Genomic DNA, 26,995 nt, shown 5'->3' with positions numbered 1-26,995 from the left:
ACCCTAAACAAACCTGTAAACTTGTACATGAAAAAAGCTACCCTTCCCTATTACGCAAAACTTGCCTATGTGCTCATCAGCTTAATATGTATAGTTTATGTTGCCTTTATAGCTAAGGATGTAATGGCCCCGGTGGTGTTCTCATTCCTTTTTGCCATGCTGTTGTTGCCATTCGCACGTTTTTTGGAGTATAAAATAAGGCTGCCACGTGGCGCCGCCTGTATGATCGCGGTGGTTATATTTACAGCCTTTGTTACCCTTATAGCCTACATTATAGTATTACAATTAACCGGTTTAGCTGCCGACTGGCCCAAAATACAAGTACGGTTGCTACAGGTGTATGATGTTATTCACGATTGGGCATACAGGGAGTTTCATATCGGTTTAAATCAACAGATAAACAATATTAAAACAGATGTTAACGCCTCGGCAGGCTCATACCTGGGTACTACAGTACTGTCGGTATCATCAATGATATTGTTTATCGTACTTACTTTTATTTACACCATTTTTGTGCTCTTTTACCGCAAAGTGCTCATCAGTTTTTTAGTAAAGGCCTTTGGCGATGGCAGCGAAGTACTGGTTTTTGATGTTGCCGCGCAGATCCAGTACATTATGCGTAAATACATTTCCGGATTGTTTTTGGAGATGCTTACCGTATGCGCCATTGTTTTTGGCTTATTAGCTTTGTTTGGTGTAAAGTATGCTTTATTGCTTGCGCTGATAACCTGCCTGTTTAATTTAGTGCCTTACGTGGGGATATTCTCGGCCATGATTATAGGCACGCTGCTTACTTTAGGAACAGGTGGCACAACTAAGGCTATCGAGGTTGCAGTGAGTATTATAGGCGTCCACCTTATCGATAGTAATATCATTATGCCGCGCATTGTTGGCTCAAAGGTTCAGCTAAATGCCCTTATTGTTGTTTTGGGTGTAGTAATTGGCGAAATGATATGGGGCATATCCGGCATGTTTTTAGCTATACCGGTATTGGCTATAGTGAAGATAATTTTTGATCGTATTGATGATCTTAAGCCTTGGGGCCTGCTTTTAGGTGCCGAAACGGAGTATAGCGATAAGGTATTTGAAAAGGTTGCCGAGAAAGGTGATACCGAACAAGAAACAAAAAAGAAAGCTGAAGAAAATGATGAAGTATAAATTATTGGGCCGCTCAGGCCTTAAAGTATCCGAGCTATGCTTAGGTACGATGGGCTTTGGCACCGAAAACGGATGGGGTACAGATAAAGCCCTGAGCCAAAAAATTTTTGATACCTACGTGAATGCCGGCGGCAACTTTTTAGATACGGCCAATTTTTATACCAGGGGCACAAGTGAGGTTTTTTTAGGCGAATTTATTGCACCTACGCGCGATAAATATGTGGTGGCAACCAAATACAGCCTGTACGAAAACAGGGATCATGTAAATGCCAGCGGCAACAGCCGTAAAAATATGATGGCTACTGTAGAGGCCAGCCTGAAGCGAATGAAAACAGACTATATAGACCTGCTGTACCTTCACATTTGGGATAATTTAACCCCGGTTGATGAGATATTGCGCGGAATGGAAGACCTGGTAAGTCAGGGTAAGGTATCCTATCTTGGTATATCTGATACACCTGCATGGGTAGTATCCAAAGCCAATACCCTTGCCGAATTATGGGGCTGGAACCAATTTATAGGTTTGCAGGTTGAGTATAGCCTGGTACAACGCACAGTGGAGCGCGAGCTGATACCCATGGCCGAACATTATAATATGACGGTTTTGCCATGGGCGCCATTAGCAGGCGGCGCGCTATCCGGCAAGTATCTGCGTGGTGATAAAGGCCGTATCAAAGAAACCAGTAACCGCCTTAACGAACGTAGTACCAACATTGCCCGCGAAGTTGTGGCTATAGCCGATGAGTTAGGTGTTGATGCATCGCATGTGGCATTAAAATGGTTAATGCAACAAAATGTATCATGCATCCCTATTGTGGGTGCTACAAAGGTTGAGCAGGTGCAGGAGAATTTAAAATGTGTTGATCTGGCATTGAACCCTCAACACATGCAACGCCTTGATAAAGTAAGCGCCTATGATCCCGGTTTTCCTGCTGCTTTTTTTGAAGAAGACGCGGTAAAGAAAAACCTTTTTGGTGGCTTTTACGATAAGATAGAACACCGTAAATTCTTGTAAGATGATGGCATAAAAAAAGCGATGGATCATTTCCATCGCTTTTTTTATGCCGGTGTAATTTATTACCTCGGTTTATATTGTGCCGGGTTTTTAACCGGGATATGCGATTTTCCGTTAGGGTTGATCTCGGCAGCGCCAACATTTGTCATGGCACAACGGAAACCAACTTCGGCACTGGCATCACCCTGATCCATAAACCTGCGGGTTGATGGATTTAACCAATAAGCCATATCATTCCATGAACCACCTTTGTACACTTTGGATCTGTCGTTTATCAAAGTAGTATGTCCATATAAAACGTTATTTACAGTATCATTATAACCACGCTGATCGGGTGAGTATGGTTTGCCTTCTAACGATGCTGCATATTTATTGCCGGTTGTTGTATTACCACCTGTTGCAGGTGTAGTAGCAGGAGCAGCTGCTTTTGCTTGATTTTGCGCTGTCAGCTCTGCCCAGGTTTGTTTTTTGTTACCTTTTGATGGATCTAAAACAGGGCGGCCATATTTATCTTTTGCCAATAAGCCCTTTGCCGGGTCGGCCAAACGTTTATCCGTATATTGGTTACCCCTAAAAGGGTTTAGTCCGTCAAAATCTTCGTAAGTTAATAAACGGTAGGTATCGGCGGTCCACTCGTTAACGTTACCGGCCATATTGTACAGACCAAAATCATTAGGTTCGTATGATCGTACAGGAGCGGTAATATCAGCCTTATCATTCAACGCACCTGCAACACCCATATAATCGCCCATGCTGCGTTTAAAGTTGGCTAATATTAATCCTTGTGTGCCTTTTTTAGGCGAGCGTACACCCATTCCTCTCCAGGGGTAAACTTTGCCTTCCTGGGTGTTTTCATCTTGTGTTCTGCTTATTAAACCCAGTGCGGCATACTCCCATTCTGCCTCAGTAGGTAAACGATAACCTTCGGATGTGATAATACCATCCTCCAAACGTACCGGGCGAACGGCTTTACCATTAGCACTTACTTTTGCTGTAGGGCTAAGATCGGTCATCATGTTTTTACCGTTAACCCCGTTGCCTTTATATTGCCCGTTTAAATAGGGATCTGTATTAAAAGTTTCTCCCTTTTTTATTTGCGGAACTTTTTTACCATCGTTCGACGCAGTTTTCCAATCAACAAGCTTGCCGGTTTCTCTTAAAATATTCTCATTCATACGCTGCGTACGCCAGTAACAATAATCATTGGCTTGTTCCCAGCTCACACCAACAACAGGGTAATCCTGGAATGAGGGATGGCGCAAATAGTTATTTACATAAGGCTCATTGGCCGATAGCGGCTTACGCCATACCAGTGTATCGGGTAATTCAGTGTAGTAATATTCGCGGTCGGTAGGGTAGTTAATTACTATCCAGTGCAGGTAATCAAGCCAGTCAAGGTTGGCAACTTCGGTTTCATCCATATAAAACGATGAAATAGGCACCCGCATTTTATTGAAAGTATAATCGTACTGCACATCCTGGTCTAAACTGCCACCCATAACAAAGGTTCCGCCTTCAATTGGCACTAAACCAGGGCCTGGCGCCGGATGTGTTTTTTTGAACATCTGGTAACCACCGTTGGTTTTATCGTTATAGGTCATGCCTGTTTTTTGCGATCGGGGTGGTGTGCTGCAACTGCAGAGCACAATGCCCAAAACAAAAAAAGCTAAAACAGATCTGGTCAAATTTTTTCTCATTTTCAATACAAAAATAACTATTAGCTATCGGCTATCATTAGTTAGTAAGCACTAAGATACGCCAATCAATTTAATTTTTTAGTTTTTTAGCAAATACGTTTATACCCTCTAACGAAAAAAAAGCGGGTAAGTTATACTAAAGCGTATTTTTTATTTGTTAAAGTGTTTAATATACTAAACGGATAATCCTAAAATATCATAATTAATAAGGTTAATTATTACTATTAAAAAATAACACCTAAATTACGGCGATGAAAATACTGAACCTTTTTATTAAAACCGGTACCTGTGCATTAGCTTTTATAACATACCTAAATGCTAATGGCCAAACGGTAACGCCCGGAACTAATTCAAATGGAAGCAGTACTAATGCCATAACTACAGCTGTTCCTTTTTTAACTATTTCGCCAAACGCGCGCTCGGGCGGTATGGGCGATGCCGGTGTTGCCCTGGCACCCGAAGTAAATGATAGTTACTGGAACCCATCAAAACTGGCTTTTTTAGAAGAGCCTACAAGTTTATCACTATCATACAGCCCATGGTTACGTAATTTAATACCCGATATTAACCTGGCTTATTTAAGCTTTGCCAAACGTACCGATGAACGTACAACCATTGGCGCATCGCTGCGTTATTTTAATTTAGGCACTATTGAGTTATTTGATGCTAACCAAAATCCGCAAGGTACTTATCAGCCAAATGAGTTTTCAATTGACGCCACGCTGGCTCGGAAATTCGGGAATGATTTTTCGTTAGGCATTACCGCTCGCTATATTTACTCGGGTTTAACCAATGGCATTAGCGTAAACAGCCAGCAAACCAATTCGGCAAGTGCCGTTGCTGCCGATGTTTCTTTGTTTTACCGTAAGCCGGTACAGCAATTTGGCAACGATGCGTTATTTGCATTCGGAACCAATATTTCGAATATAGGCACCAAGATCAGTTATGTAGAGGGCGGTAAAAAGTACTTTTTGCCAACTAATTTAAAACTTGGTGTAGCTAATACCATGTTTTTAGACTCTGAAAACCAGCTTACCCTTACACTTGATATCAATAAGTTATTAGTACCCACTCCCCCAATTCGCGATTCGAACGGCAACATCCTCTCAGGATCTGATGATAATAAGTCTATCGTATCAGGTATATTTGGTTCGTTTACTGATGCACCGGGTGGCCTTGGCGAGGAGCTAAAAGAGATAAGCTACGCTGCCGGGGCCGAGTACATGTACGCTAAGCTATTTGCTTTGCGAGCCGGTTATTTTTACGAAAATCCTGATAAGGGGAACCGCCAGTATTTTTCGCTTGGCGCAGGCTTTAAATACAGCGATTTTAGTCTTGATTTCTCATACCTTGTGGCCAGCCAGAAAAGCAGCCCGCTGGCAAATACCCTGCGTTTTACATTAGGGTATAACTTTGGTAAAAAATAATATTTATGAAAATAAAAGTAGGTTTTGGCTTTGATGTTCATCAGCTGAAAGAAAATCACCCGTTTATAATGGGCGGCGTAAAGCTTGAACACCATGCAGGTGCCTTTGGCCACTCTGATGCTGATGTACTGCTTCACGCGATATGCGATGCTTTGCTTGGTGCTGCTAATATGCGCGATATAGGCTACCATTTTTCGAATACCGATAACCGCTGGAAAGGTATCAGCAGCATGATTTTGCTGCAGGAGGTAGTGAAACTGATAGGCGAAAAGGGTTTTAGCATCGGTAATATCGATGCCATGATATGCCTTGAGGCACCCAAAATAAATCCGCATATCCCCGCAATGAAAAAGAACATTGCCGAAGCCATCAGCATTAGCGAAGATGATATTTCGATCAAAGCCACTACTAACGAGCAGATGGGCTTTATTGGCCGCCAGGAAGGTGTTGTTGCCTATGCTGTTTGTTTAATAGAGAAATATTAAGCGGCTCTTTCGGGCTAATTAAATGCCCGTCAGGTCAATAGTGAAAATCAATACTGCATCTGCACGTACCCCGTTTGTTGGTGAGTGCCCATAAGCCAATGCTGATGGTATGTACAATACAATACGCCCGCCTACTTTAATATACGGGATACCAATTCCCCAGCCTTGTATCAGATTTTTTAACGGATACCGGGTTAATGTTCCCTGATCAAGGGTTACACCATCAAGATATTTACCCGAATAGTTTACCGAAATATTTGAATTGATATTAGGTGTGCCCCCCGTGCCTGCATTGATTACCTGGTAATATAAACCCGATGGGTCTTTTACAGCAACAATGCTGTTGGCCTTTAAATAGGTTTGGATATCGCCGTCATCAATGGTAGCCTGTACCGATGGGTCGAAGGTAGCTTCTTTTTTACAAGCCGATATGCTCGCTGTAAGCACAATTAAAATTAAGATTATCTTTTTCATCCGATTCCCAATATAACGGTTTTATTGCACTTTCAGTACATCAATATCAAATACCAGCACGGCGTTTTCTGGTATCGGGCCCGAGCCGCCGGGGCCATAGCCCAAATGCGATGGGATGATAAGCATTATTTTACCTCCTGCTTTAACCAGTGGTATCCCTATTTGCCAGCCTTCTACAACATCCTTCAGCGCAAAGCTAATTGGGGTTACACTATGGTCAAATACCAATCCTGTTGTCAATTTGCCTTCGTAGGTTACATCAACGCTTGAGTTTGAAGCGGCATTAGCGCCCGTACCCTCTTTTATAATTTGATAGTACAGGCCGGATGAATGTTTGGTAGCATTAATGTGGTTTGCCTTGATGTAAACCTGTATCAGCGAATCGTCCACAGCCGCTTGCCTTGACATTTGTGAAGATGAACCGCCGCCGCATGACGCGAGTATTACAGCGCATACCAATAAAAATAATATACTCCTCTTCATCCCTTACACTGTTGTCTTTATCTTCAACTCATTCAACTGCGTATCGGCAATGGTTGATGGCGAATCGATCATCACATCGCGGCCCGAGTTGTTTTTCGGGAATGCGATCACATCGCGGATAGAATCCAGCTCAGCGAATATCGAGCACAACCTGTCAAAACCTAAAGCGATACCGCCATGCGGAGGTGCGCCAAACTCAAAGGCGTCCATCAAAAAACCAAATTGTTTTTGCGCCTCTTCGGGCGAGAAACCCAGGTGTTTGAACATGAGCGATTGCAGGGCCCTGTCATGAATACGGATAGAGCCGCCGCCCACTTCAATACCGTTAACCACCATATCGTAAGCATTGGCTCGCACATTTTTAGGGTCGGTTTCCAGCAATGGTATATCTTCCGGTTTTGGCGAAGTGAACGGGTGGTGCATCGCGTGGAAACGCTCTGTTTCTTCATCCCACTCCAGTAACGGGAAATCTAAAACCCAAAGCGGCGCATAGGCCTTTTTATCGCGCAAGCCTAAACGTGTGCCCATTTCAAGGCGTAACTCGTTCAATTGTTTGCGCACTTTATCGGTCAAGCCGGCTAATACCAATACCAGGTCGCCGGGTTGGGTATTAAATGCTGCCGACCACTTTTTCAGTTCATCTTCATTATAAAATTTATCAACTGATGATTTTAATGTTCCATCGGCATTGTGGCGCATATAGATAAGGCCGGTTGCGCCAATTTGCGGGCGTTTTAACCATTCGGTAAGTTCGTCCAATTGTTTGCGGGTATATTCGGCAGCGCCTGTAGCGTTAATACCTACAACCAATTCAGCGTTATCAAATACGCTAAAGTCTTTACCTTTTACCACATCATTCAGTTCAACAAACTCCATTCCGAAACGGATATCCGGTTTATCAGAACCGTATAAACGCATGGCATCGGCATATTGCATCCGTGGGAAATCGCCAAGCTCAATGCCTTTTACATTTTTAAACAGGTGGCGCGCCATCCCTTCAAAAGTGTTCAATATATCTTCTTGTGTGATGAACGACATTTCACAATCTATCTGTGTAAACTCAGGCTGCCTGTCGGCGCGCAGGTCCTCGTCCCTAAAGCATTTTACGATCTGGAAATAACGATCAAAACCGCTCACCATCAGCAATTGCTTAAACGTTTGCGGCGATTGCGGCAAAGCATAAAATTCGCCCGGGTTCATGCGGCTTGGCACCACAAAATCGCGCGCGCCTTCCGGGGTCGATTTGATGAGTACCGGGGTTTCTACTTCAATAAAGTCTAAACTATCTAAATACCTGCGTACCTCTTGTGCCAGTTTATGGCGCATAACCAGGTTGTTGCGTATGGGGTTACGGCGCAGATCCAGGTAGCGGTATTTGGCACGTAGCTCCTCGCCGCCATCGGTATCATCTTCAATCAAAAACGGAGGTATCTTGGCGCTGTTCAATACTTCGATAGCCGAAACAATGATCTCTATATCGCCTGTAGCCATTTTAGCGTTCTTGTTGGTACGCTCAACCACTTTGCCGGTAACCTTAATTACAAACTCACGACCAAGGTCGCGGCTTTGCTCGCGCAATGTAGCATCGCTATCGGTATTAAACACCAATTGCGTTAAGCCGTAACGGTCGCGCACATCAATAAAGGTAGTACCGCCCAAATCGCGCGATTTTTGCACCCAGCCACATAAAGTAACTGTTTCACCTAAATTACCGGTAGTTAATTCCCCGCAGGTATGAGTTCTAAGCATAGTAGTTTAATAAAAGTCTGCAAAAGTAACATTTTGTATTGATTTCAGAGATGGATGATCAACTCACTCGATTTTAAAACCGGCGTGGTAGTAAAAGTAGGTATTTTTAAAATGTGAATACCGTAAGCCTGGCATCACAAATGAACAAAGACATGGGTGTTTTAATTAATTATTGAGTTATTGAATTGCAGAATGATTGATTTGCATGCATATTTCTTATCCCATCATTACCGAAATTCAGCATCACTCCGCATTCGTTATTTTAAACTCCACCCTGCGGTTTATTTGGTACTCTCTTTCGGTACATTTTATCCCAACTTTACAACCATTTAATAATTGCGTTGCACCATAACCACGCGCCTTGATGCGTTTAGGGTTGATGCCACCTTTATCAACAATATATTTTACAACAACATCGGCACAGGCTTGCGATAACTCTTTATTTGCGGCTGCATTGCCACGGCTATCGGTATGCGCTCCTATTTCTATGGCTACTGCGGGGTTATCTTTAAGCAGCCTGATGAGTTTTTCCATATCACTGCGGGCATCATCAGTAATGTAAGCCTCCGTAATATCAAGATAAAGATGATCGAGCCTCACAGGTTTGTTTAGCACTATTTTATCCAGGTACAGGTTTTTGCGTGTAATATTTCCCGGCTTTAAATTTATGGTACTCAAGGTTTGGTTATCGCTCAGGTAACCTTGCTTTTCGCCCCGCAATGTATAATTGCCTTTTTGCCCGGTGCTAAAAGTAAATTTCCCTGCATTATCAGACCGCGTGGTTAAAACCTTGTTATTACCCGTAAATATTACCTTGCTACCGGCAATAGCTTCGTTACTTTGTTTATCATAAACTACACCTTCAAAAACATAAGCCGGTACAGGGTTTTGCACATAACTGTAAATATCGTCGCTCCCGGCACCGCCAGTCCTGTTTGATGACAGGTAGCCTCTTGTTTCGCTTACGGGGATAAATGCAAAATCGTCTTGCGGCGAGTTAACCGGGTAACCCATATTTTGCGCTTTTGCAAAGCTGCCCCCCCGGGGTACCGCTTTATAAATATCAAGCCCACCCATACCGGTATTGTTATCGCTCGAAAAATAAAGGTTGCCCGCGTATAATACCGCGGTGCGTTCATTGCCTGTAGTATTCACTGATTTTAGGTTAACTGGTTGTTCCCAATTATCAGCCACCCCTTTTTTACAATAGTAAATATCAGTACCGCCTTTACCACCCGGCATATCCGAAACAAAGTACAGCGTTTTCCCATCGGGCGCAATATATGGGTCACCTGCCGAGTATTTAGGGTTGTTATAAGCAAAAGGCAACGGCTTTGACCACCTTGTGCCATCTGCTTTTTTGCTCCAAAATATCTCCGGCTTAATGGTAGTAATAGCGGCGGTATCCTTTTGCTTTGCTGGCAGTCGTGTTAAGGTAAAATACATTTCGTTGCCATCCACGGTGAAGGATGCCGGGCCCATATGGTAATCGTTAGCACCAATGGTAACAGCGAATAATTTTGTATCGGCAGCGCCCCCTGTTTCGCCCTGATACAGGCGCAGGTAATCGTTTCCTGTCCATAAATAACGCTCCCTGTTTACCGGTTTATCTGTATCAAATCTTAAAAAAGCGCCCCGGGCTGCCGCTTTTTTCCTATCGGATGCAAAAACGATAGTGTTGTTGTAGTTAACCGCCCCCCAGTCTGATGCCGGACTGTTCAAAGCCAGCTCATTTGTAAGGGTAAAAGGCCGTGGATTATTCATCCATACAATAGCCGAGTCGCAGGCGGTAAGCCATACATTCAATTGGGTCTGGTCAATTTCCGGACTCAGCGCGTAATATTTAATAAATTGTTTTTTTGCTTCAGCATAATTGGCATTGTTTTGCAGCACCTGTGCATACCGTAAAAAGTTTTCGGCTTTATTGGCATCGCGCATTGTGGTGGTTATTGCATACCAGCTTTCGGCATTTTTATAGTCCTGTACCAGGCGGTAACTATTTGCCAGGTGTTCGGCAATGTAAAAGCTCGAGTCTGTTTTATAAGCCTGCTTGTACAAGGCTATAGCTTTGGAGTAATTGAATAAATTATACTGCTTATCGGCTTGCTCTAAATAATGCTGTGCAGTAGCGTTAGGGCTATGCAGTAATAGGCCTGTTAATAAGCAAAATGCAATTAAACACCTTTTCATTATAGTTTTTGATGTTTTCATACCTAAAAATATCGTGGTGTTAACATCCTGCTTTTTGCGCTTTTAAAATAGTAGCCTATTGATATTTCGTGTGTCCCGCCACTATACCCTTGTAATGAGCCTGTCGAAAAATCGAAAGAGTAGCCAATCCGTAAATTCTCCATCGCGAAAACCTGTACCGCTAATGCGGCCGAATTAACCTGGCTCACATCACTTGGCGCATAACCTTTATTATACAGTTTTACACCTGTTCTGAATGAGCCACCCAACCATAGCTTTTCTCCTATCAATACAAAACTATTAATATCAAGGCTGGTGGGGCCTTTAGTATCATCTTTTAGTAAAAGGCTGGGTTTCAGCTGCAGGTCTTCCGAAAGGCGGAACAATACTCCGCCCGTTAAATAAATATGCAGTTTTGGCTTGGCCAGATAAGGCTGATCGCTAAAATCGAGATATTGCGAAACCAGGTTATCTGCCGATAGGCCCGCGTAAAATTTATTGTTGGAATAGTAAACACCTATCCGGGCATCGGGGATCAGCTTACTTTGCGTTCCCAAAATTTGTTTAGGCTCGGGGTCGTTGGGTTCCAGCAACGATGTGTTCAAGGCCTGCTGCTGTACGCCAATGCCCAGCCCCAAGGCAAGTCTTGATGTGCCATCCACATTCATCCGTAAACGGTAAGCATAATTGGCATATGCCGAAAAGTTACTTTGCGCGCCAAGTTTATCAGACGATAGTTGCAGCGCCAGCCCTACGTTGCCATCATTCGCGCTGGCATCCAAAGCTACCGACATACTTACCGGCGCGCCGGGAATGCCTGTCCACTGGTTGCGGTAATAACTGTGCAGGTTTATCTTTTCCTGGTATCCCGCATAGGCCGGGTTTATATATATTCCGTTAAACATATACTGGCTTTGTTGTGCATCCTGCTGCGCGTACAACAGGCCCGGGCCAAGTAAAAATGTCAACAATATTAATATTCGTTTCATTACAATGTTATTGATGGGTTAACCCCTGTTTTTATACTAACGCGGTCTCGACAGCGTAACATAACCCTTATAGGTTTCAGTTTCGGTTGTTGCCGTCCGCATTACTTTTATCGTATAGAAATAAGTACCCTCGTTAAGCCCGCCCCCGGTCCAGTTATTTTGGTAATGTGTGCTATGATACACCTCATTACCCCACCTGTTTACAATAATAAGCTCGTTAGCATAGTACTGCTCCAGTCCGCGTATCTCAAATACATCATTTATACCATCGCCGTTAGGGGTAAACAGGTTAGGCACCCTAAGCGCCCCGGCAACCAAAGTTTGAGTAATAGTTATGGTAGCCACATTGGTATAATAACCGTAGGCATCCTGTACACGATAGGTAAATTTATCCGGGCCGTTATAATGTGGCTTTGGGGTATAGGTTACAGTGCCGGTAGCATTGGTTATTACAGTACCGTTTTTGGGCTGGCTTACTATGGCTACAGTTGTAGGGTTAAAGGTTGAGTTGCCAGGGTTATCATTGTTCAGCACGGCGATGGTTACCGGCTGATCTATAGTTGTTACACCGGCATCATCTAACGCCAATGGCGATTTTGGGACTGAAATAGCGACAGTTGATACGGATGCCAAAGTGGTTAAAGTATTATCAACACAAATGGCTGTGGCTGTATTGTTTACAATACCGGCATCTTTATCAGCCTGGCTCAAGGTATATTTAGTACTGAAAATAACGGAAGCCCCCGGTAACAGCCCTCCCACCGGAACAGCTACCGGATAATTAACTAAACCTACCTGGGCATCATTAAGCGCAATAGAATTAATAACAGATAGCCCGGCATTTTTAACGGTAAAAATGTAAGTAATATAATTAGCCGAAAATATACCCTGCTTAATTAAGCTAACACTGCCGGGCGGCGGTGGCGGGGTAGCCACACTGGCAATAGCATATTGCGCTACTGCCAGCCAAAGCAAAAAGCACAGCAGCACTATCCTGAATGGGTAATATTTGATCATGGTATCTCTTTATAGTTTTGTTATACAGGTATTTTTAGTGAATAAGTCGGCAATAATTAATGGCTCAAATATAAGGCCTGTTACTATGATAAAAGTAAGGTATTGATAGTTTGTTATTTACTTAACTTACGTGATGTGGTATTGATTTGATTGCGTAAGTTAAAATATTTCTCTGTAATTTATTTAGCTACAGCGTTAAATAAGCCACTTCAATAACAAATCCGAAAACCAAAAATCAGAAATCCGAAATCAATTCATACATTTGCGGCATAATTCTCAAGGGGTGCCTTGCTTTGGATAAGATGGATGTAGTTGCAAATACCTCCAACCAAACTTAAAGACAGGCTGAGATCAAACCCATTGCGTAAGTACAAAGTCCTGAGTCAAAAAGTCAAAAGCCATTAAACAGGCAATGACCTGATGACACACCGACTAAATGACTTAGCAGGAACCTGATCCGGGTAATGCCGGCGTAGGGAGAGGTAAAATAGTTAAGTGTACTGCTTGTTCGCCCTGACGGGCAGATGGTTTAACTCAGTTTAATTTAAAAAAGTATTGAAAAATTTATTTGCAGCGCTATGCGCCCTGCTGGTGCCATTTTTGGCTTCGGCACAGTTTTCCGTATCCGGAAAAATCTCAGACCAGCAAACCGGCCAAACTTTGCCCGGTGCTACCATTACCATCGAAAACACATACAGCAACGCTGTTGCCGATGCTAACGGAGCCTACAACTTTAAAAATTTAAAAGCAGGCAGCTATGCCATTAAGGTAACTTATATTGGTTACAACCCGGCTCAAAAAACAATTACTATTTCGGCGGCAACAACCGTAAACTTTGAATTAACAGCCAATAATGTAATTGGCGACGAGGTAACCGTACGTGCTACCCGCGCCACTGCAAACTCGGCCACTACCTTTACCAACCTCAGCAAAAAGGACCTGGAGAAAAACAACTTCGGCCAGGATATCCCTTATTTGCTGAACCAAACCCCTTCGGCAGTTATCACCAGCGATGGCGGTACAGGTATCGGCTATACCGGTATCCGAATCCGCGGCTCCGATGCGTCGCGTACCAACGTAACCTTAAACGGTATCCCGATGAACGACTCTGAAGACCAAGGTGCTTATTTTATTGATCTGCCCGATCTGGTTTCATCTGTAGATAACATACAGGTGCAGCGCGGTATAGGTACATCAACCAATGGCGCAGGTGCTTTTGGTGCCAGCATCAATATGCAAACCACTACCCGCCATGATGCAGCTTATACCCAACTGGATAACTCTATTGGCTCGTATGGCGCATATAAAAACACCATCAGCGTAGGTACAGGTTTAATTAATGATCACTTCACGTTTGATGGCCGCTTATCGCGCATCGAATCGAGCGGATACATTGACCGTGCCGCATCGCACCTTAAATCCTTCTTTTTAAGCGGCGCTTATTATGGTAAGAAAACACTGGTGCGAGCCAATGTATTTTCGGGTTATGAGCAAACCTACCAAGCCTGGGATGGTATCCCCGAAGATATACTGAAAGCCGGTAACCGCACCTATAACGAGTTAGGTTTAGAGGCCGACGGTAAAACGTATTACCCTAACCAAACCGATAACTACACCCAAAACTACGCGCAGTTATTGGTTGATCATCAGATCAGCAGTACACTGTCGTTTAGTGGTGCGTTGCATTATACCAAAGGCTTTGGCTATTACGAAGAGTATAAAAAAGACCAGACTTTGGCAAACTATGGTATTACGCCGGTGGTAATCGGCGGTGTTACCGTTGGCACATCATCATTAGTGCGCCAGTTGTGGCTGAATACCGATTTTTACGGACTGACCTATGCTTTTCACTACCAGCCGGAGAAAACGCTTAACTTTACCTTGGGTGGTGCTTATAACGAGTACTTAGGCGCACATTATGATAACATCCAGTGGACCCAGCAAAGTACCAACGTTAACCCGGGTTACGAGTACTCGCGTAACAACGCCAAGAAAACCGACTTTAACATTTTTGGAAAAATTGACTATACCATAAGCGATATTACCCTTTTTGTCGACCTGCAATACCGCCACATTGATTATTCGTTTTTAGGTTACGATAGAAATTTGAAAAATGTACAGCAAAGCGCACAGCTGGATTTCTTTAATCCAAAGGGGGGTATTACCTACCAGCTGAACACGCAAAGCAATGTGTACGCGTCCATCGCAATAGCGAACCATGAGCCTAACCGTAACGATTTTACAAACTCAACACCGGATAGCCGCCCTAAGGCTGAGCATATGACGGATTATGAGTTAGGTTACCGTTTAAACACCCCGGTATTTAAAGGAGGTATTAACGGCTATTACATGAAATACAGTAACCAATTGGTGCTTACCGGTAAGTTAAACGATGTTGGCGAGGCCACCCGTGTTAATGTGGACGATAGCTACCGTTTGGGTGTTGAATTTGATGGTAAACTAAAAATATGTGATCAGTTAAACTGGGCGGCAACAGCAGCTTTGAGCACCAATAAAATTGATAAGTACACCGTTTACTATTTTAATTACGATAATAACACCAACGTACCTTCAAACCTGAGCAATACCAATATCGCTTATTCGCCATCATTTGTTGGTTCGAGCGAGATATCGTGGTTGCCGTTTAAAGGTGCCGAGGCTGCTTTTGTCAGCAAGTATGTAGGTATGCAGTATCTGGACAATACATCGAACACTAATCCCGTAGGAGTTGTTGGTTCTGATCCCAATTCAAACCGCACTATCGATTCGTATTTTGTGAATAATGTAAGGTTAAGGTATGGTTTCCAAACCAAGTTGGTTAAAAACATAGCGGTATCGTTACTGGTATATAATATCTTCAGTACAAAATACATTACCAACGGAGCAACTTACCCAGATATTGAAAGCGGGCAATTGGTAAACTACAATTACTATTTCCCGCAGGCACCGCGTAACTTTTTCCTCTCATTAAGTTTAGGATTTTAAGCTATGCATTGGCACGAGTGGTATAACCTTTTTATTGCGCAAATGAAAGAAACAACCCCATTGCAATGGATAGCCGTTGCATTGGGTGTTGCCGAAGTGCTGTTGGCCCGCGTTAACAACGTATGGCTATACCCGGCCGGTATTTTAAGTACATTTTTAGGCATTTGGTTGCTGTTTGATGTAAAGCTTTATGCCGATTGTGCCCTCAATGTATATTATATTGTAATGAGTTTTTACGGGTGGTATTATTGGATCAAAAAATCCGATAAGCCACCCGTTAAAATCAGCTGGAGTACCCGTAACGAATGGTTGGTTACCATAGCCATGTCAACAGTGGGCACAGGCTTTTTGTATTTGTGTTTAACTAAGCTCCTATATGTGTTCCCGCACTATAAAGCCTCCGATGTTCCCTTTTGGGATGCCTGGATCTCGGCAACGGCATGGGCGGGTATGTGGCTGCTGGCAAGGCGCAAAATAGAGAATTGGGCATTGCTTAATTTGAGTAACCTATTTGCCATACCGCTTTTATTCTACAAAAAACTCCCCTTGTTTGGTTGTTTAACGGCCTTCCTGTTCATCATTGCCATATGGGGATTTTTTGACTGGATAAGGATTTACAAACAAGACAAAGCCAGGCGTAACCCGATTACCGCAAGCTGATGAATATATTATCGCACCCCTCGCAACAGTTAACGGCAGAGCAAACGGCTATCATACGCAATGATGCGGCAGCTGCCGAAAGTGATGGCAAATTACAGCCCGCACAGTTGGAATTGGTTTATGAGCAGCAATGGTTTAAAATGCTCACACCCGAAACCTACACCGGCATGGAATTGAGTTTGCCCGATGAAGTGCGCCTGATAGAAGCGCTTAGCTGGGCTGATGGCAGTATGGGCTGGGCAGTGACTTTATGTACAGGGGCAGGATGGTTCGGTGGGTTTTTAGATGCTGAGTTGAGCAAGAGGATATTTGCAGATCGCGAGGTTTGCCTTGCGGGAAGCGGCGCGCCAACAGGTACCGCTATTTTAGCAGATGGTGGTTACATCATATCCGGTACCTGGAAATATGCCAGCGGTGCTTTGCACGCCACGCACCTTACCGCTAACTGTATCATCCATACACCCGATGCAAGGGTAGAAGTGAGGCCTTTTATCTTCGACAGGAAAGATGTAACCGTTTTGCCTGCCTGGAACTATACCGGCATGGTAGCCACAGGCAGCCACAGTTTTGAGGTAAACAACCTGCATGTAAGTGCCGACCGATGTTTTAAAATAGACCCTGATTTCGCGGTTATTCAAAACCCGTTGTACCAATACCCATTCCATCAACTGGCAGAAGCTACGCTGGCGGTCAACCTATCAGGCATGGCCATCCATTTTATGGACCTGTGTGTGGATTTGTTCGCCGAAAAAAAAGTAAACAAAGGCTTGTCTGCAAACCAATCTGCCGAGTTGGATGAAGCTTTGGCAAAATCAGTGTATCGATTGAACGCCATACGCCCTACATTTTATGATACATTGGATGACTCATGGGCCGATTACCTCGGCGACAGCGGCACCAATCCCACTGAAAATCTGAATAAAGTAAGCATGATCAGCCGTAAACTGGCAAAAACATCGCTGCAGATCGTTGATGAATTGTACCCCTATTGCGGCCTCATCGCGGCAAGCACCGGATCAGAGATCAACCGCGTTTGGCGTGATATGCATACGGCCAGCCAACATGCTTTATTAACATTTGCCGAATAATCTGAAATGTTAACATTGACGTTATATGCTTTTCAATTTCATTACGGATATTTGGGCGCTTGACCCTTATCTCAATGAAAATAAAACACCTGTTAACTGCCTTATTACTTGTACCTGCAATCACTTCAGCACAAACTAAAAAAGCTGCTACCGCACCTGCCGCCGCTACTCAAATAGTGCGCCCTAAATTGGTTATAGGTTTAGTTGTCGATCAAATGCGCTGGGATTACCTGTTCCGTTATTATGATCGTTACCAGGCTACAGGTTTTAAACGCTTATTGAATGAGGGTTTCAGTTGCGATAATACCAACCTTGATTATGTTCCTACAGTTACAGCAGTGGGCCATACTTGTGTTTATACAGGTTCGGTGCCTTCAATAACCGGCATTGCCGCTAATGATTTTATTATTCAGGCTACAGGCAAAACTATTTACTGTACTGATGACGCTACGGTTGCTACTGTTGGCAGCACTTCCGCGGCTGGGCAAATGTCGCCACGCAATTTATGGGTGAGCACTGTTACAGATGAGTTGCGCCTGGCTACCAATTTCCGATCGAAAGTTATTGGTATAGCGTTGAAAGATCGTGGTGCTATATTACCTGCAGGCCACACCGCAAACGCAGCTTATTGGTTTGATGATGTATCGGGCAACTGGATAAGCAGTACTTATTATATGACCGACCTGCCTGATTGGGTTAAAAAATTCAACGACAAAAAATTAGTTGCCCAATATTTAAAGCAGGACTGGAACACCCTATATCCCGTTAATACCTACCTGCAAAGTACCGAAGATAACAGCCCCAAATATGAGGGTAAATTTAAAGGTGCCGATGCGCCTACTTTCCCGGTTAAAACTTCGGGCGGTAGCTATGGCACTATCCGTGCCACCCCTTATGGCAACTCGTTTACGCTGGATATGGCCAAAGCAGCCATCGAAAACGAAAAATTGGGCAAAACCACTGTAACCGACTTTTTAGCGGTAAGCCTTTCATCAACAGATTATGTGGGGCATCAGTTTGGCGTTAATGCTGTTGAAACCGAAGATACGTATTTGCGCCTTGACCGCGACCTGGGCAGCTTTTTTACCTATCTCGACAGCACAATAGGTAAAGGTAATTATACCGTATTTTTAACTGCCGATCATGGTGCCGCACATAATACTGCTTTTTTAAACGATCACGGTATCCCGGCAGGAGTATGGCCAATTAGCGATATTACCAAAAGCCTTAATGATTATCTGGCCAATAAATACGAGGTAAAGAACCTGGTGCTTAGCCTGATGAATTACCAGGTTAACTTTAACTATGCCGCCATTGCCGATAAAAAAATAAGCGAATATGCCCTGAAGCAAGATTGCATTGAGTTTTTAAAGAAGCAAGCCGGTGTAGCCTATGCTGTTGATATGCAGGCTGTGCAAACTGCAACAATACCCGAGGCATTACGCATGCGCATTATTAACGGCTACAATGCCGAGCATAGCGGCGCCATCCAGATTATATTAAAATCAGGCTGGTTTGACGGGCACGGCACAACGGGTACCACCCACGGCACCTGGAACCCATATGACACTCACATCCCATTATTGTTTATGGGCTGGGGTATCAAGCACGGGCACACCAATCAATCAACCCACATGACGGATATTGCGCCAACGGTATCTGCCTTGTTGCACATCCAAACTCCTAACGGAAATATTGGCGTGCCTATTGAGCAGGTGATAAAGTAGCAGCAAGTAAGAGGGCAGATATCAGAGGTGCGAATGGGTTGTTTATTGATGGGACATCAGGCTCACCTTATCTTCCATGGCGGATCTATCCTGTTCTCGCCTGCGTAATAAATAATGAGCTGATTGCCGTCGGGATCTTTTAACCTTGCCTCGCGCCACAGCCAGTCCTTGTCAGTAGGCTGTTCTTCGAATATGATGCCTTTTGCAATAAGCTGCCCTACATAATTATCAAGGTCGTCATGCTCAAAATACACCCAGATACCGGCGCCTTCGGGCAATTTATCAGTATAGTGGATAGAGAATGTTGAGCCGCCATCGGGGCATAAAAACCGTGCGTAATGCGGGGCTTTAACAATAAGCTGAAGACCTAAGCTTTGGTAAAAGCTTACCGATCTTTCTATGTCCCTTACCGAAACGGTTACCTGGTTTAAACGCATATCATCACATTAACCATTGCGGTTCACATCCCGCTGCAGCAGCTCCAGCAACTGGTTAAGCTCCTTTACCTTTTCAACCGAACCCAGTTTATCATAACTGCCGATAAGGTTACGCAGTACCCGTTTAATGATTTCGACATTCGAGCATGGCTCATAATATTGAGGCTCGGATGTTAAGTTAAGTGTAGTTAAAAACTGGTCCACATCGCGCTTACCGAATACGAAGCCCTTATTAAAGGTGTTAATGTAAAACAGCACGCCGTTATCTATCTCGCTCTGGCGTGTTTCATCAATATAGGCCAGTATAAAATGCTGCGGCAGGTTAACGCCATATATCGGAATATCCAGCTTTTGCGCTATGATGGAGTAGATAATAGCCAGCGATATCTGGTTGCCCTTCTTCGTTTCTATCACCTGGCTCAGGTAGCTGTTCTGCGGGTCATTATGGTTGGTGGTGTTACCATTAAAGCCATATATGCTGTAAAATACATGGTTTATCAGTTTTACCTGGTCGCTCGGGCTGCCGTCATACATCATCTGTAACCAGATATCCCGCTTTATCGATTCCAGGTAGTTAATAACCTTCTGATCATCCAGATCGGGGTATTGGTATTTGTTGATGATGAGCGCCCCCTGCAACAGATCGAAAGCACCGCCAAGGTACCACAGTTCCAGTTCTTGCTTTACAATGCCAAACTGTATCTCGTGCACTAAATTAGCAATACGCTCCTGCTGTATGGCATCAAAGGCTTCGCCAAAAGCGTTTTCGAGGTATTGTATCACTTCGCTGCCATACGATACCAGTTTATCGTGAACATGCTCATATATTTCCGCATCAGGGTCGTCAAGCAGTTTTATCAGTGATGTTATCTCTTTGTCGTCTATCATATCGCGCTCCACTACTAATTTACCAAGCTTTGCCTGATATTGCAAGCTTTGCCCTATTTTTACACCCGCATGAAACTGTTTTTAGCTATTGATTACCTCCGGCACCGCATATCCGCTAAAAACAGGCATGGCCTGCACTCTCCATATATTTACAAATTGCTCGACGAAATTGTTTACGATTTTACCGATAAACCGGCTTACAACGAGATCGAAAGCGCTACCCGGAATACCCCGCCCAACAATACCCGCCCAAACTCCCAAAAGGTAAACCGCCTGCTGTATCGCCTGCTGCAATATTTTAACCCCGCTACTTTGGCTGTAGCCGATAACGTGAATAATGCTACCCGCCAATACCTGCAACAAGCCATTCCAAATACCCAACAGATCAATTGGGGTCAACTATCAACACAATCAACCGAATGCCTGATATGCGATGCCGGTAACACCATCATCCCCGAAACACTTAAGCCCGGCACCATCATCATCGCCACCAACATTTATGCTGATGCCGCCGCCCGACAATGCTGGGAACAGCTCAAAACCCATCCCAATATCAATGTCACCGCCGATCTCTTTTACCTCGGCCTCGCCTTCAACCGCCCCCAACAAGCGGATGAGCATTTTAAGCTGAAGTTCTAAATTTCCAATGTGCAAATGCGGGAATGTGCATATGTGTAAATTGAACCAATCTTCTTCTCTTGTCAGTAAAGCAGCTTCGGCCAAAAGCATGGAAAACAATGATGGCTTGTGCGGCTGTAGGGCATAGCAATTTTTGCCTGAAGCGCAGGCTATGAGCGCAAACGCGGCAAAAGGTTGCAGCCCAGGTTTTCCGGGCTTTGTGCGGCATGGCCATGTGCGAAAAGAAGCCTTTTTACTGACTTGATTTTTGGTTACTTTTTATCAAGAAAAAGTAACAAGCCCCCGCGCGGGCATAGCGCACCCTACTTATGTTTAAACCCAAAACTCACCCCAGCTGCCACCCCAACACTCAAATACCCATAACTATCCTGGAACGACATATTATAATCATCCTGCCCCCTGTACCCACCACCCAGCATTAGCGCCATATTCTGCATAAAGGGTAGCTGGTAATAGTACATGGCGCTAATGTTCAGCCGCTTTTGCACATTGGTAAGGCTGTAGTTGGCATAGGTATCTAAAATGTACATAAACTCAATGTGCAGGCGCATCCAGTTATCATACACTTTGCTCTTCGGGTCAATATCATCGGGCCGCGCGCGCGATAGGTTGTACATCCAGCTGCCATTCAGCCGCACAAAGCCATACTTGTCTTTTAACGGGGGTGTATAGCCCTGACCTATCAAAGCGGCGTGCAGCTCCAGGCCCAGGGTTTCGTAACGGTCGCTTATCAGTTTATCATGGTATTGCCTGTGGCCGTTGGTATAGGCAATGGTGTAAAAGTTGGTAGTAAACTTGCCGCTATCCGTATTAAAGGTGTCGTTGGCATTCAGCGTTGGCCCCCGCACACCGTTGGAGTGGTGCGAATACGCCAGCGACAAAAACGACGCCCGGTTATAATCCCTGTTCAACCTGTAGTACAGCGTGCCCCCCGGCATATAGCTTGGCGACTTCACCGGCGCCCCCTGCGTACTTAGCAACCTCAGCTTTACCCTTGGGTTGAAGATGAACCCAAAGCGCGACTTAGGCGTACTGAACAGCACAAAATTACCCGTCAGGTCGGCAACCAGCTGGGTGGGTACCGGGTGCCCGTACTCGTTACCAAAAGTGGCCACCCGCGCGTTTTGCAAATAGATCTCATCAAACCGCTGGTTGATCATCCGGGTAGCCCTGGTGCTGTTGCCTATGGTATCCAACCCATCCGTCACAGGCTGCACTACCGACTGCCCCCTAACTCCCTGTCCCACCAAAACCACCAACCCCAAAACCGCCACCAGGCGCGTAAACGTAGCATGTTTAAACATAGTAACACATATACGCTTGGCTGGACTGTTTGGTTTGAAGGGGGATAAAGTAGGATTTATACGAACCTCATTTATTTACCTCTGCCGTCTTGATTCTTGCCTCTTCTTCAAAGCAGGGGGGATAAAGTAAGACTCAAACCGCCAGCCCATAACCACCGCGTCATTGCGAGGCACGAAGCAACCTCTGCGCGACAGGTAACCATCAGGCAGGGGGGATAAAGTAAGATTCAAACCGACCTTTTCAGTCTTGCATCTTGATTCTCGATTCTTGCCTCTCTTCAAAGGGGGGGATAAAGTAAGATTCAAACCGACCTTTTCAGTCTTGCATCTTGATTCTCGATTCTTGCCTCTTCTTCAAAAAGGGGGGATAAAGTAAGAACTATTTCAAAGTACACATGCGCCATTACCCCGCAAGGTTTTGGTTTTTGCATAGCTTACAATATACGGAAAATTGTTGGGAGGGAAGTGCTTTTGCGAAGAATTAATTGTTATCAAAATCCTTCTTAAAGAGTTTATTCTCACTAGATAAAACGAGTACCGCTCTTTTTTCTATTTCGGCTGGATCGTAATTTGAACTTTGCTCTCCAAATTTATCAGTTAATGTACCTTCTTCGTTAATTGTTGTTATGTATTGAATAGGGTATCCTCGATTGGCGAGACTCGTTAAATATTGATCAACTGCTAAGAAATGAGATTTGTCTACCCCGTCAAAAATTCCATCATGAATTAAAAATCGTGGAAAATTAGACTCTTTACTCATGTTTAAGATTAAAATAAATAGATCATATATTAACGTTCTACCTTGATTTTTGCCCTTACCAAACATGTCTGGCGTTGTTACATTTATTTCAACAACTTGTTTTTTCCTGTTGTTGTAAGATATTGAGAATTTAGACTGGTTTTTATTGTTAATGTATATTGTATTGTATATTTCCATAAATAGATTATACAAATCAATTATTGACTTAGATATGTTATTAATATCATTAACTTGATTTATAATTTCCCCTTTTACCTTTACTATCTCAGTTTCAATTTGACTTTTTTCATTATCCAATTCATTAATTACATTTACATTGGATTCCAAATCTGATAATTGTGCTCTCTTAAGATTAACAATTGAATATGCTTCTGTAAAATCTTTTATAGCGTCTTGAGTAGCTAAAAAGCCTAAAATTTTGGCTCTTTGATCTTCTAATAATTTTATTTCAATTTCTCTCTCTTTGATTTTTATATTTATATTGGTTATTTCTTCTAATAAAAAATTTCGCCGAGATTCAGATAGTTTATCTCTGAATTTTATTGCATCATCTAGTGATTTTTTTACCTGAATACCAAAGTTTTCCGAAAGTTGAGAGTATATATTTTTAATTTTAGTAGTACTAATTTTATCAGGCACTTTAAAACTTTCCTCGTATTGGTCAATTTTCTTTCGTTCGGAAAAATTCTGGAGCCATAATTCTTTAATTTTAAAAGTAAGTTCGTTAGCTTCATCTTCAGAATTACGATATTGATCCATCAATTCAAATTTTTGAATTGCCTCATCAAGTCGAACTATTTCAAGCCTTAATTTTGAAATACTTTCATTGGTTTGTTTTATATTAGTTAAATCATACTTTTCTGAAATAAGTTTTCTCACCTGTTGTAATGCCGGTACGATTTTTTTGTACTCACCATAATGACGATAATTATCTATTAATAATTTGTCATTAAGGTCGAGTAAATAAAACTGAAATATATTAATTTCTAGCTCACTAATTTCTTTGATGTATTTTATAGGATCTAAGAATTGCTCTCTTTTAAACTTTTGGATTTTTGTATAAAAATTTATTAAGGGTCTAAACCATTTAGGGTTAAAAAAACCTGAATAAGCTTTTCTTTTAAAGATTAAATCCCCTAAAATAGGCTTAAGATTTTCAAGGTCATATTTTTCCAATTTATCAGGTGAGCCAAAATGTACAATTTGTGGCTCATCAACATTTCTAGTCAATCGATAAACTGTTTCTTCGATAGAAAACTCTAATACGATTTCATAACCACTTAAAATGTCATGTGCAGCTAATAATCTAGGATTATGTATTTTTTTGTAAGACGCTAATAAACAAAAGTCTATTAAATCTAAAAATGTAGATTTACCTATACTATTAAGAGAATGTTTTGGAGTAACTTCATTTTCCTTTTTACCAAATATAAAGTTTACTCCATTGATAAAATCAACAGGGGGGAACAAACCACTTGGTTCAGAAAAAATCTTCTTTAAATACATTATGTTCAGTTGTTTCTATTTAGTATGACAACATTATCTTCTACAATTACAAACTCACATAACCATAAATATAATATGCAATCCAAAATTTTATCTAGTGAAATTTCACTAGCGTATTTTTTGATTGTTTGAAAAAGTTCTTCAATATTGTGATTGCCAGTCCTGAGTATCCTCAGTATATCAGATCCTATAACAAGTAAGTTATACTCTAAATTTTCATGTTTACTTGGTATAAGCATTTACAATAATTTTAATTGAATAACTTCTTCTGGTGTTTTTTCAAAAATGGTGCAATCATCGAAGAAAAATAAAATTATTGATTGAGCAAATGATGTGTATTTGGGATCGGAAGACCTATTGGCTGGTGTGGTTTTTTTGAAAAGCTCTGTTAGGTTTTGTAATGGGGTAAGGCCGTTTGCTTTGTTTTCTAAATACATACCTAAAAAATGTGAATGCAAGCATGCTTGATCATCAGAGTCCATATTACCTATTCTTTCCTCAATTAATGAAATCTTAGAAAAAGCATACGTAAACAATGTTTTTATTCCTGCTTGTTCTTCAGGTTTGAAATTAATAGATATTTTCTTATCAATTTTCACGAATTTTTCATTAATAGATGAAGCATTAGGAATATCCCTTTTAGCATTTTCCTTTATATGTTGTAATAATTCATCGACAATTGTTAATTCTGTTAAATCATCATTTACAAATGAATTATATTGATTAGCAATGTAGTTTTGGGCTTGAACATTCCCATCTCCTTCAATCTTTTGAGTTTTTCTTTCAGTCATTTTGCTTACCTACTTGAAAATTGCCATCACCTTTGATCTTTTGATTAATAGTTCTATCACCGCCGATTGAAGTATTATTGATGGAATTATTTATTTTTTTTAATTTACTAATCGTAGTGCTAGAATAAAAAATTGCGATTATAGAAAATATACTTGCCGAAATGCTTAATATTTTATCAAGATTTTCCATATTTAAGGGGTTGTTTAGAGAAATATAAACTTATAAAAATTAATCTATATATTTTATATAATATTAATTGCATATTTACTAAAATGCCGTCCGCTCCCGCAAGCGTCCCCGCTTGTGGTATTGAACGGATAGGTAACCACAAGACATTCACCTCCAAACCGATTGTCTGGTGTACACGTACCTGCAAGCCCTCTAAAACGCCTCCCCCAACCGAATATAAAACCCACCCTGCCTGTTCTCCCCGGCCCGTTGCTCCCCAACAGCATAATCAAAGCTAATATCCAAACCCTTTTCCACATCAAAAAAGTACCGCAGACCGCCGCCGTAGCTGGGTTTCCAGTCGTCAAAACTAAACTCCTCGCGAAACACCTTGCCGCCGCCGCCAAAAAAGGCCAGGCCAAAGCGTTTGCTAAAGCGGTAGCGCAGTTCGGCCTGGGCAGCCACATAATTGCGGTCGCGAAACCGTCCATTATAATAGCCCCGCATCAGCTCGTCGCTCCCCATAGCAGGCAGCAAATAAAAAGGCGATTCGCCACCCGTTAAATTCGTATCATACAGGTCGAACGCCAGGTTAAGGCGCTTGCTCAGGTGGTTGTATTGCGTGGCCTCAATGGTAAACAGGCCGCCGTTATAGCCATTGCTGCCGTATATGCCCTTGTACAGCACATAGCTGCTCACCACCTCAAAACCTGTATTGGTATAGGTATTATTATCGCGCGTATCATAAACAAAGCTGGGGCCAAACAGCAGGTTGGTGCCGCCCTCGCGGTGCTCAATGGTCGGGTCGGTTTCAAAGATCCCCGTATTGGTGCTTGAGTATTTAGAGCTCAACACCCCCGCCAGCAACCCGGCGTATACGCCTTTGGTCCACAGCTTTTCGCCACCCATAAAAAACTTAAAGCGCTTTTCGGTGATCCGTTCGGCATCAATGGCGCGGGTACTGTTACCCACCCCGTAAAAATTAGCCGGGAAGTTCACATAGCTCAGCGAGGCCGAGTAGTGGTATTTGTTTTGGGCATACCAGTGGCTGGTGCTCAGCCCAAAGCGGTTTTGCCCCTTGGTAGTTACTGTGCCGTAAGTAAAAATATTGCTCACCCGGGTTTCGCGGTGCAGGGTATCGGCATAGAACGAGTACAGCACCGAGCCGCCAAACTCCAAACCAGTTTCGGGCGCCGAGTTAAACACCGGCAAAGGGATCAGGCTGCTGGAACGGCCGCTATCGGTATCCAGCAATATCTTCCGCATAAACTTAGGCAGGTACTTACCCACCTGTCCCACCGCGACATGCATCCCCAAACAACAAACCAACAGGCAAAGTATTTTTTTATTCATAGAC

General features: G+C 43.0%; 24 protein-coding genes. 9 read left to right on the top strand and 15 right to left on the bottom strand.

The window, feature by feature from the left end; translation table 11 throughout:
- Positions 1-27: 27 nt before the first annotated feature.
- Positions 28-1,158, top strand: coding sequence for an AI-2E family transporter (locus tag KXQ82_RS10965; protein WP_219488422.1), 1,131 nt, complete (start codon positions 28-30; stop codon positions 1,156-1,158).
- Positions 1,145-2,173 (top strand): aldo/keto reductase, encoded by a 1,029-nt coding sequence (locus tag KXQ82_RS10960; protein WP_219488421.1) that lies wholly within the window; start codon positions 1,145-1,147, stop codon positions 2,171-2,173. The genes KXQ82_RS10965 and KXQ82_RS10960 overlap by 14 nt, the downstream gene beginning before the upstream one ends.
- A 62-nt stretch (positions 2,174-2,235) precedes the next feature.
- Here the strand turns inward: KXQ82_RS10960 and KXQ82_RS10955 are convergent, their stop codons facing one another.
- Complete coding sequence (locus tag KXQ82_RS10955; RefSeq protein WP_219488419.1) at positions 2,236-3,870, bottom strand: SUMF1/EgtB/PvdO family nonheme iron enzyme; 1,635 nt, start codon at positions 3,868-3,870, stop codon at positions 2,236-2,238.
- A gap of 251 nt (positions 3,871-4,121) precedes the next feature.
- Here KXQ82_RS10955 and porV point away from each other — a divergent pair, with 251 nt between their 5' ends.
- A complete protein-coding gene (gene porV, locus KXQ82_RS10950; RefSeq protein WP_219488417.1) occupies positions 4,122-5,297 on the top strand; it encodes a type IX secretion system outer membrane channel protein PorV in 1,176 nt (391 codons plus the stop codon).
- A gap of 5 nt (positions 5,298-5,302) precedes the next feature.
- Entirely contained in the window at positions 5,303-5,782 is a 480-nt protein-coding gene (gene ispF / locus KXQ82_RS10945; RefSeq protein ID WP_219488415.1) for a 2-C-methyl-D-erythritol 2,4-cyclodiphosphate synthase, read from the top strand.
- A gap of 18 nt (positions 5,783-5,800) precedes the next feature.
- Here ispF and KXQ82_RS10940 read toward each other — a convergent pair whose 3' ends face one another.
- The 6 genes from KXQ82_RS10940 to KXQ82_RS10915 form a co-directional block, all read right to left on the bottom strand.
- Entirely contained in the window at positions 5,801-6,256 is a 456-nt protein-coding gene (locus KXQ82_RS10940; protein ID WP_219488413.1) for an FKBP-type peptidyl-prolyl cis-trans isomerase, read from the bottom strand.
- A 21-nt stretch (positions 6,257-6,277) separates the two neighbouring features.
- A complete protein-coding gene (locus KXQ82_RS10935) occupies positions 6,278-6,739 on the bottom strand; it encodes an FKBP-type peptidyl-prolyl cis-trans isomerase (RefSeq protein ID WP_219488411.1) in 462 nt (153 codons plus the stop codon).
- Between the two features lie 3 nt (positions 6,740-6,742).
- Positions 6,743-8,488 carry an aspartate--tRNA ligase gene (aspS, locus tag KXQ82_RS10930; RefSeq protein WP_219488409.1) on the bottom strand — a complete coding sequence of 582 codons (1,746 nt, stop codon included), beginning with the start codon at positions 8,486-8,488 and terminating at the stop codon, positions 6,743-6,745.
- Between the two features lie 243 nt (positions 8,489-8,731).
- On the bottom strand, positions 8,732-10,678 hold the full coding sequence (locus KXQ82_RS10925) for an OmpA family protein (RefSeq protein WP_219488408.1): 1,947 nt from the start codon (positions 10,676-10,678) through the stop codon (positions 8,732-8,734).
- A 23-nt stretch (positions 10,679-10,701) separates the two neighbouring features.
- Positions 10,702-11,667: a PorP/SprF family type IX secretion system membrane protein gene (locus tag KXQ82_RS10920; RefSeq protein ID WP_219488406.1), complete on the bottom strand. Its 966-nt coding sequence runs from the start codon at positions 11,665-11,667 to the stop codon at positions 10,702-10,704.
- A gap of 36 nt (positions 11,668-11,703) precedes the next feature.
- Positions 11,704-12,684, bottom strand: coding sequence for a T9SS type B sorting domain-containing protein (locus tag KXQ82_RS10915; protein ID WP_219488404.1), 981 nt, complete (start codon positions 12,682-12,684; stop codon positions 11,704-11,706).
- Between the two features lie 555 nt (positions 12,685-13,239).
- Here KXQ82_RS10915 and KXQ82_RS10910 point away from each other — a divergent pair.
- The 4 genes from KXQ82_RS10910 (at position 13,240) to pafA (ending at position 19,144) form a co-directional block, all read left to right on the top strand.
- The gene (locus KXQ82_RS10910) at positions 13,240-15,669 is read left to right on the top strand and encodes a TonB-dependent receptor (protein WP_219488402.1); all 2,430 of its coding nucleotides are present in this window, start codon (positions 13,240-13,242) and stop codon (positions 15,667-15,669) included.
- A gap of 42 nt (positions 15,670-15,711) precedes the next feature.
- Complete coding sequence (pnuC, locus tag KXQ82_RS10905) at positions 15,712-16,329, top strand: nicotinamide riboside transporter PnuC (RefSeq protein WP_255563619.1); 618 nt, start codon at positions 15,712-15,714, stop codon at positions 16,327-16,329.
- Positions 16,329-17,417 carry an acyl-CoA dehydrogenase family protein gene (locus KXQ82_RS10900; protein WP_219488398.1) on the top strand — a complete coding sequence of 363 codons (1,089 nt, stop codon included), beginning with the start codon at positions 16,329-16,331 and terminating at the stop codon, positions 17,415-17,417. Before pnuC ends, KXQ82_RS10900 begins: the two co-directional genes overlap by 1 nt.
- A gap of 74 nt (positions 17,418-17,491) precedes the next feature.
- Entirely contained in the window at positions 17,492-19,144 is a 1,653-nt protein-coding gene (gene pafA, locus KXQ82_RS10895) for an alkaline phosphatase PafA (RefSeq protein WP_219488396.1), read from the top strand.
- Positions 19,145-19,206: 62 nt separating this feature from the next.
- Here the strand turns inward: pafA and KXQ82_RS10890 are convergent, their stop codons facing one another.
- Both KXQ82_RS10890 and KXQ82_RS10885 read right to left on the bottom strand, forming a co-directional pair.
- Positions 19,207-19,581 carry a VOC family protein gene (locus tag KXQ82_RS10890; protein WP_219488394.1) on the bottom strand — a complete coding sequence of 125 codons (375 nt, stop codon included), beginning with the start codon at positions 19,579-19,581 and terminating at the stop codon, positions 19,207-19,209.
- A 9-nt stretch (positions 19,582-19,590) separates the two neighbouring features.
- Positions 19,591-20,469 (bottom strand): transglutaminase-like domain-containing protein, encoded by an 879-nt coding sequence (locus KXQ82_RS10885; protein ID WP_219488736.1) that lies wholly within the window; start codon positions 20,467-20,469, stop codon positions 19,591-19,593.
- Between the two features lie 69 nt (positions 20,470-20,538).
- On the opposite strand from KXQ82_RS10885, the gene KXQ82_RS10880 reads away from it, so the two are divergent.
- A complete protein-coding gene (locus tag KXQ82_RS10880) occupies positions 20,539-21,108 on the top strand; it encodes a hypothetical protein (RefSeq protein ID WP_219488392.1) in 570 nt (189 codons plus the stop codon).
- Positions 21,109-21,410: 302 nt separating this feature from the next.
- Here KXQ82_RS10880 and KXQ82_RS10875 read toward each other — a convergent pair whose 3' ends face one another.
- From KXQ82_RS10875 to KXQ82_RS10855, 6 genes are all read right to left on the bottom strand, one after another.
- On the bottom strand, positions 21,411-22,412 hold the full coding sequence (locus KXQ82_RS10875; RefSeq protein ID WP_219488391.1) for a hypothetical protein: 1,002 nt from the start codon (positions 22,410-22,412) through the stop codon (positions 21,411-21,413).
- Positions 22,413-22,893: 481 nt separating this feature from the next.
- Entirely contained in the window at positions 22,894-24,678 is a 1,785-nt protein-coding gene (locus KXQ82_RS10870; protein WP_219488389.1) for a DUF2326 domain-containing protein, read from the bottom strand.
- 5 nt (positions 24,679-24,683) lie between these two features.
- Positions 24,684-24,917, bottom strand: coding sequence for an ABC-three component system middle component 6 (locus KXQ82_RS19960; protein WP_369412438.1), 234 nt, complete (start codon positions 24,915-24,917; stop codon positions 24,684-24,686).
- Positions 24,918-25,469 carry a hypothetical protein gene (locus KXQ82_RS10865; protein WP_219488388.1) on the bottom strand — a complete coding sequence of 184 codons (552 nt, stop codon included), beginning with the start codon at positions 25,467-25,469 and terminating at the stop codon, positions 24,918-24,920.
- A complete protein-coding gene (locus KXQ82_RS10860) occupies positions 25,462-25,659 on the bottom strand; it encodes a hypothetical protein (RefSeq protein ID WP_219488386.1) in 198 nt (65 codons plus the stop codon). Before KXQ82_RS10860 ends, KXQ82_RS10865 begins: the two co-directional genes overlap by 8 nt.
- A gap of 192 nt (positions 25,660-25,851) precedes the next feature.
- Positions 25,852-26,991: a BamA/TamA family outer membrane protein gene (locus KXQ82_RS10855; RefSeq protein ID WP_219488384.1), complete on the bottom strand. Its 1,140-nt coding sequence runs from the start codon at positions 26,989-26,991 to the stop codon at positions 25,852-25,854.
- Between the last annotated feature and the right edge of the window lie 4 nt (positions 26,992-26,995).

This window comes from Mucilaginibacter rivuli, assembly GCF_019391655.1.
GTDB classification, from domain to species: Bacteria; Bacteroidota; Bacteroidia; order Sphingobacteriales; family Sphingobacteriaceae; genus Mucilaginibacter; species Mucilaginibacter rivuli.
Note: the sequence above shows the minus strand (reverse complement) of the source record. Positions and strands in the feature narration are given on the sequence as shown.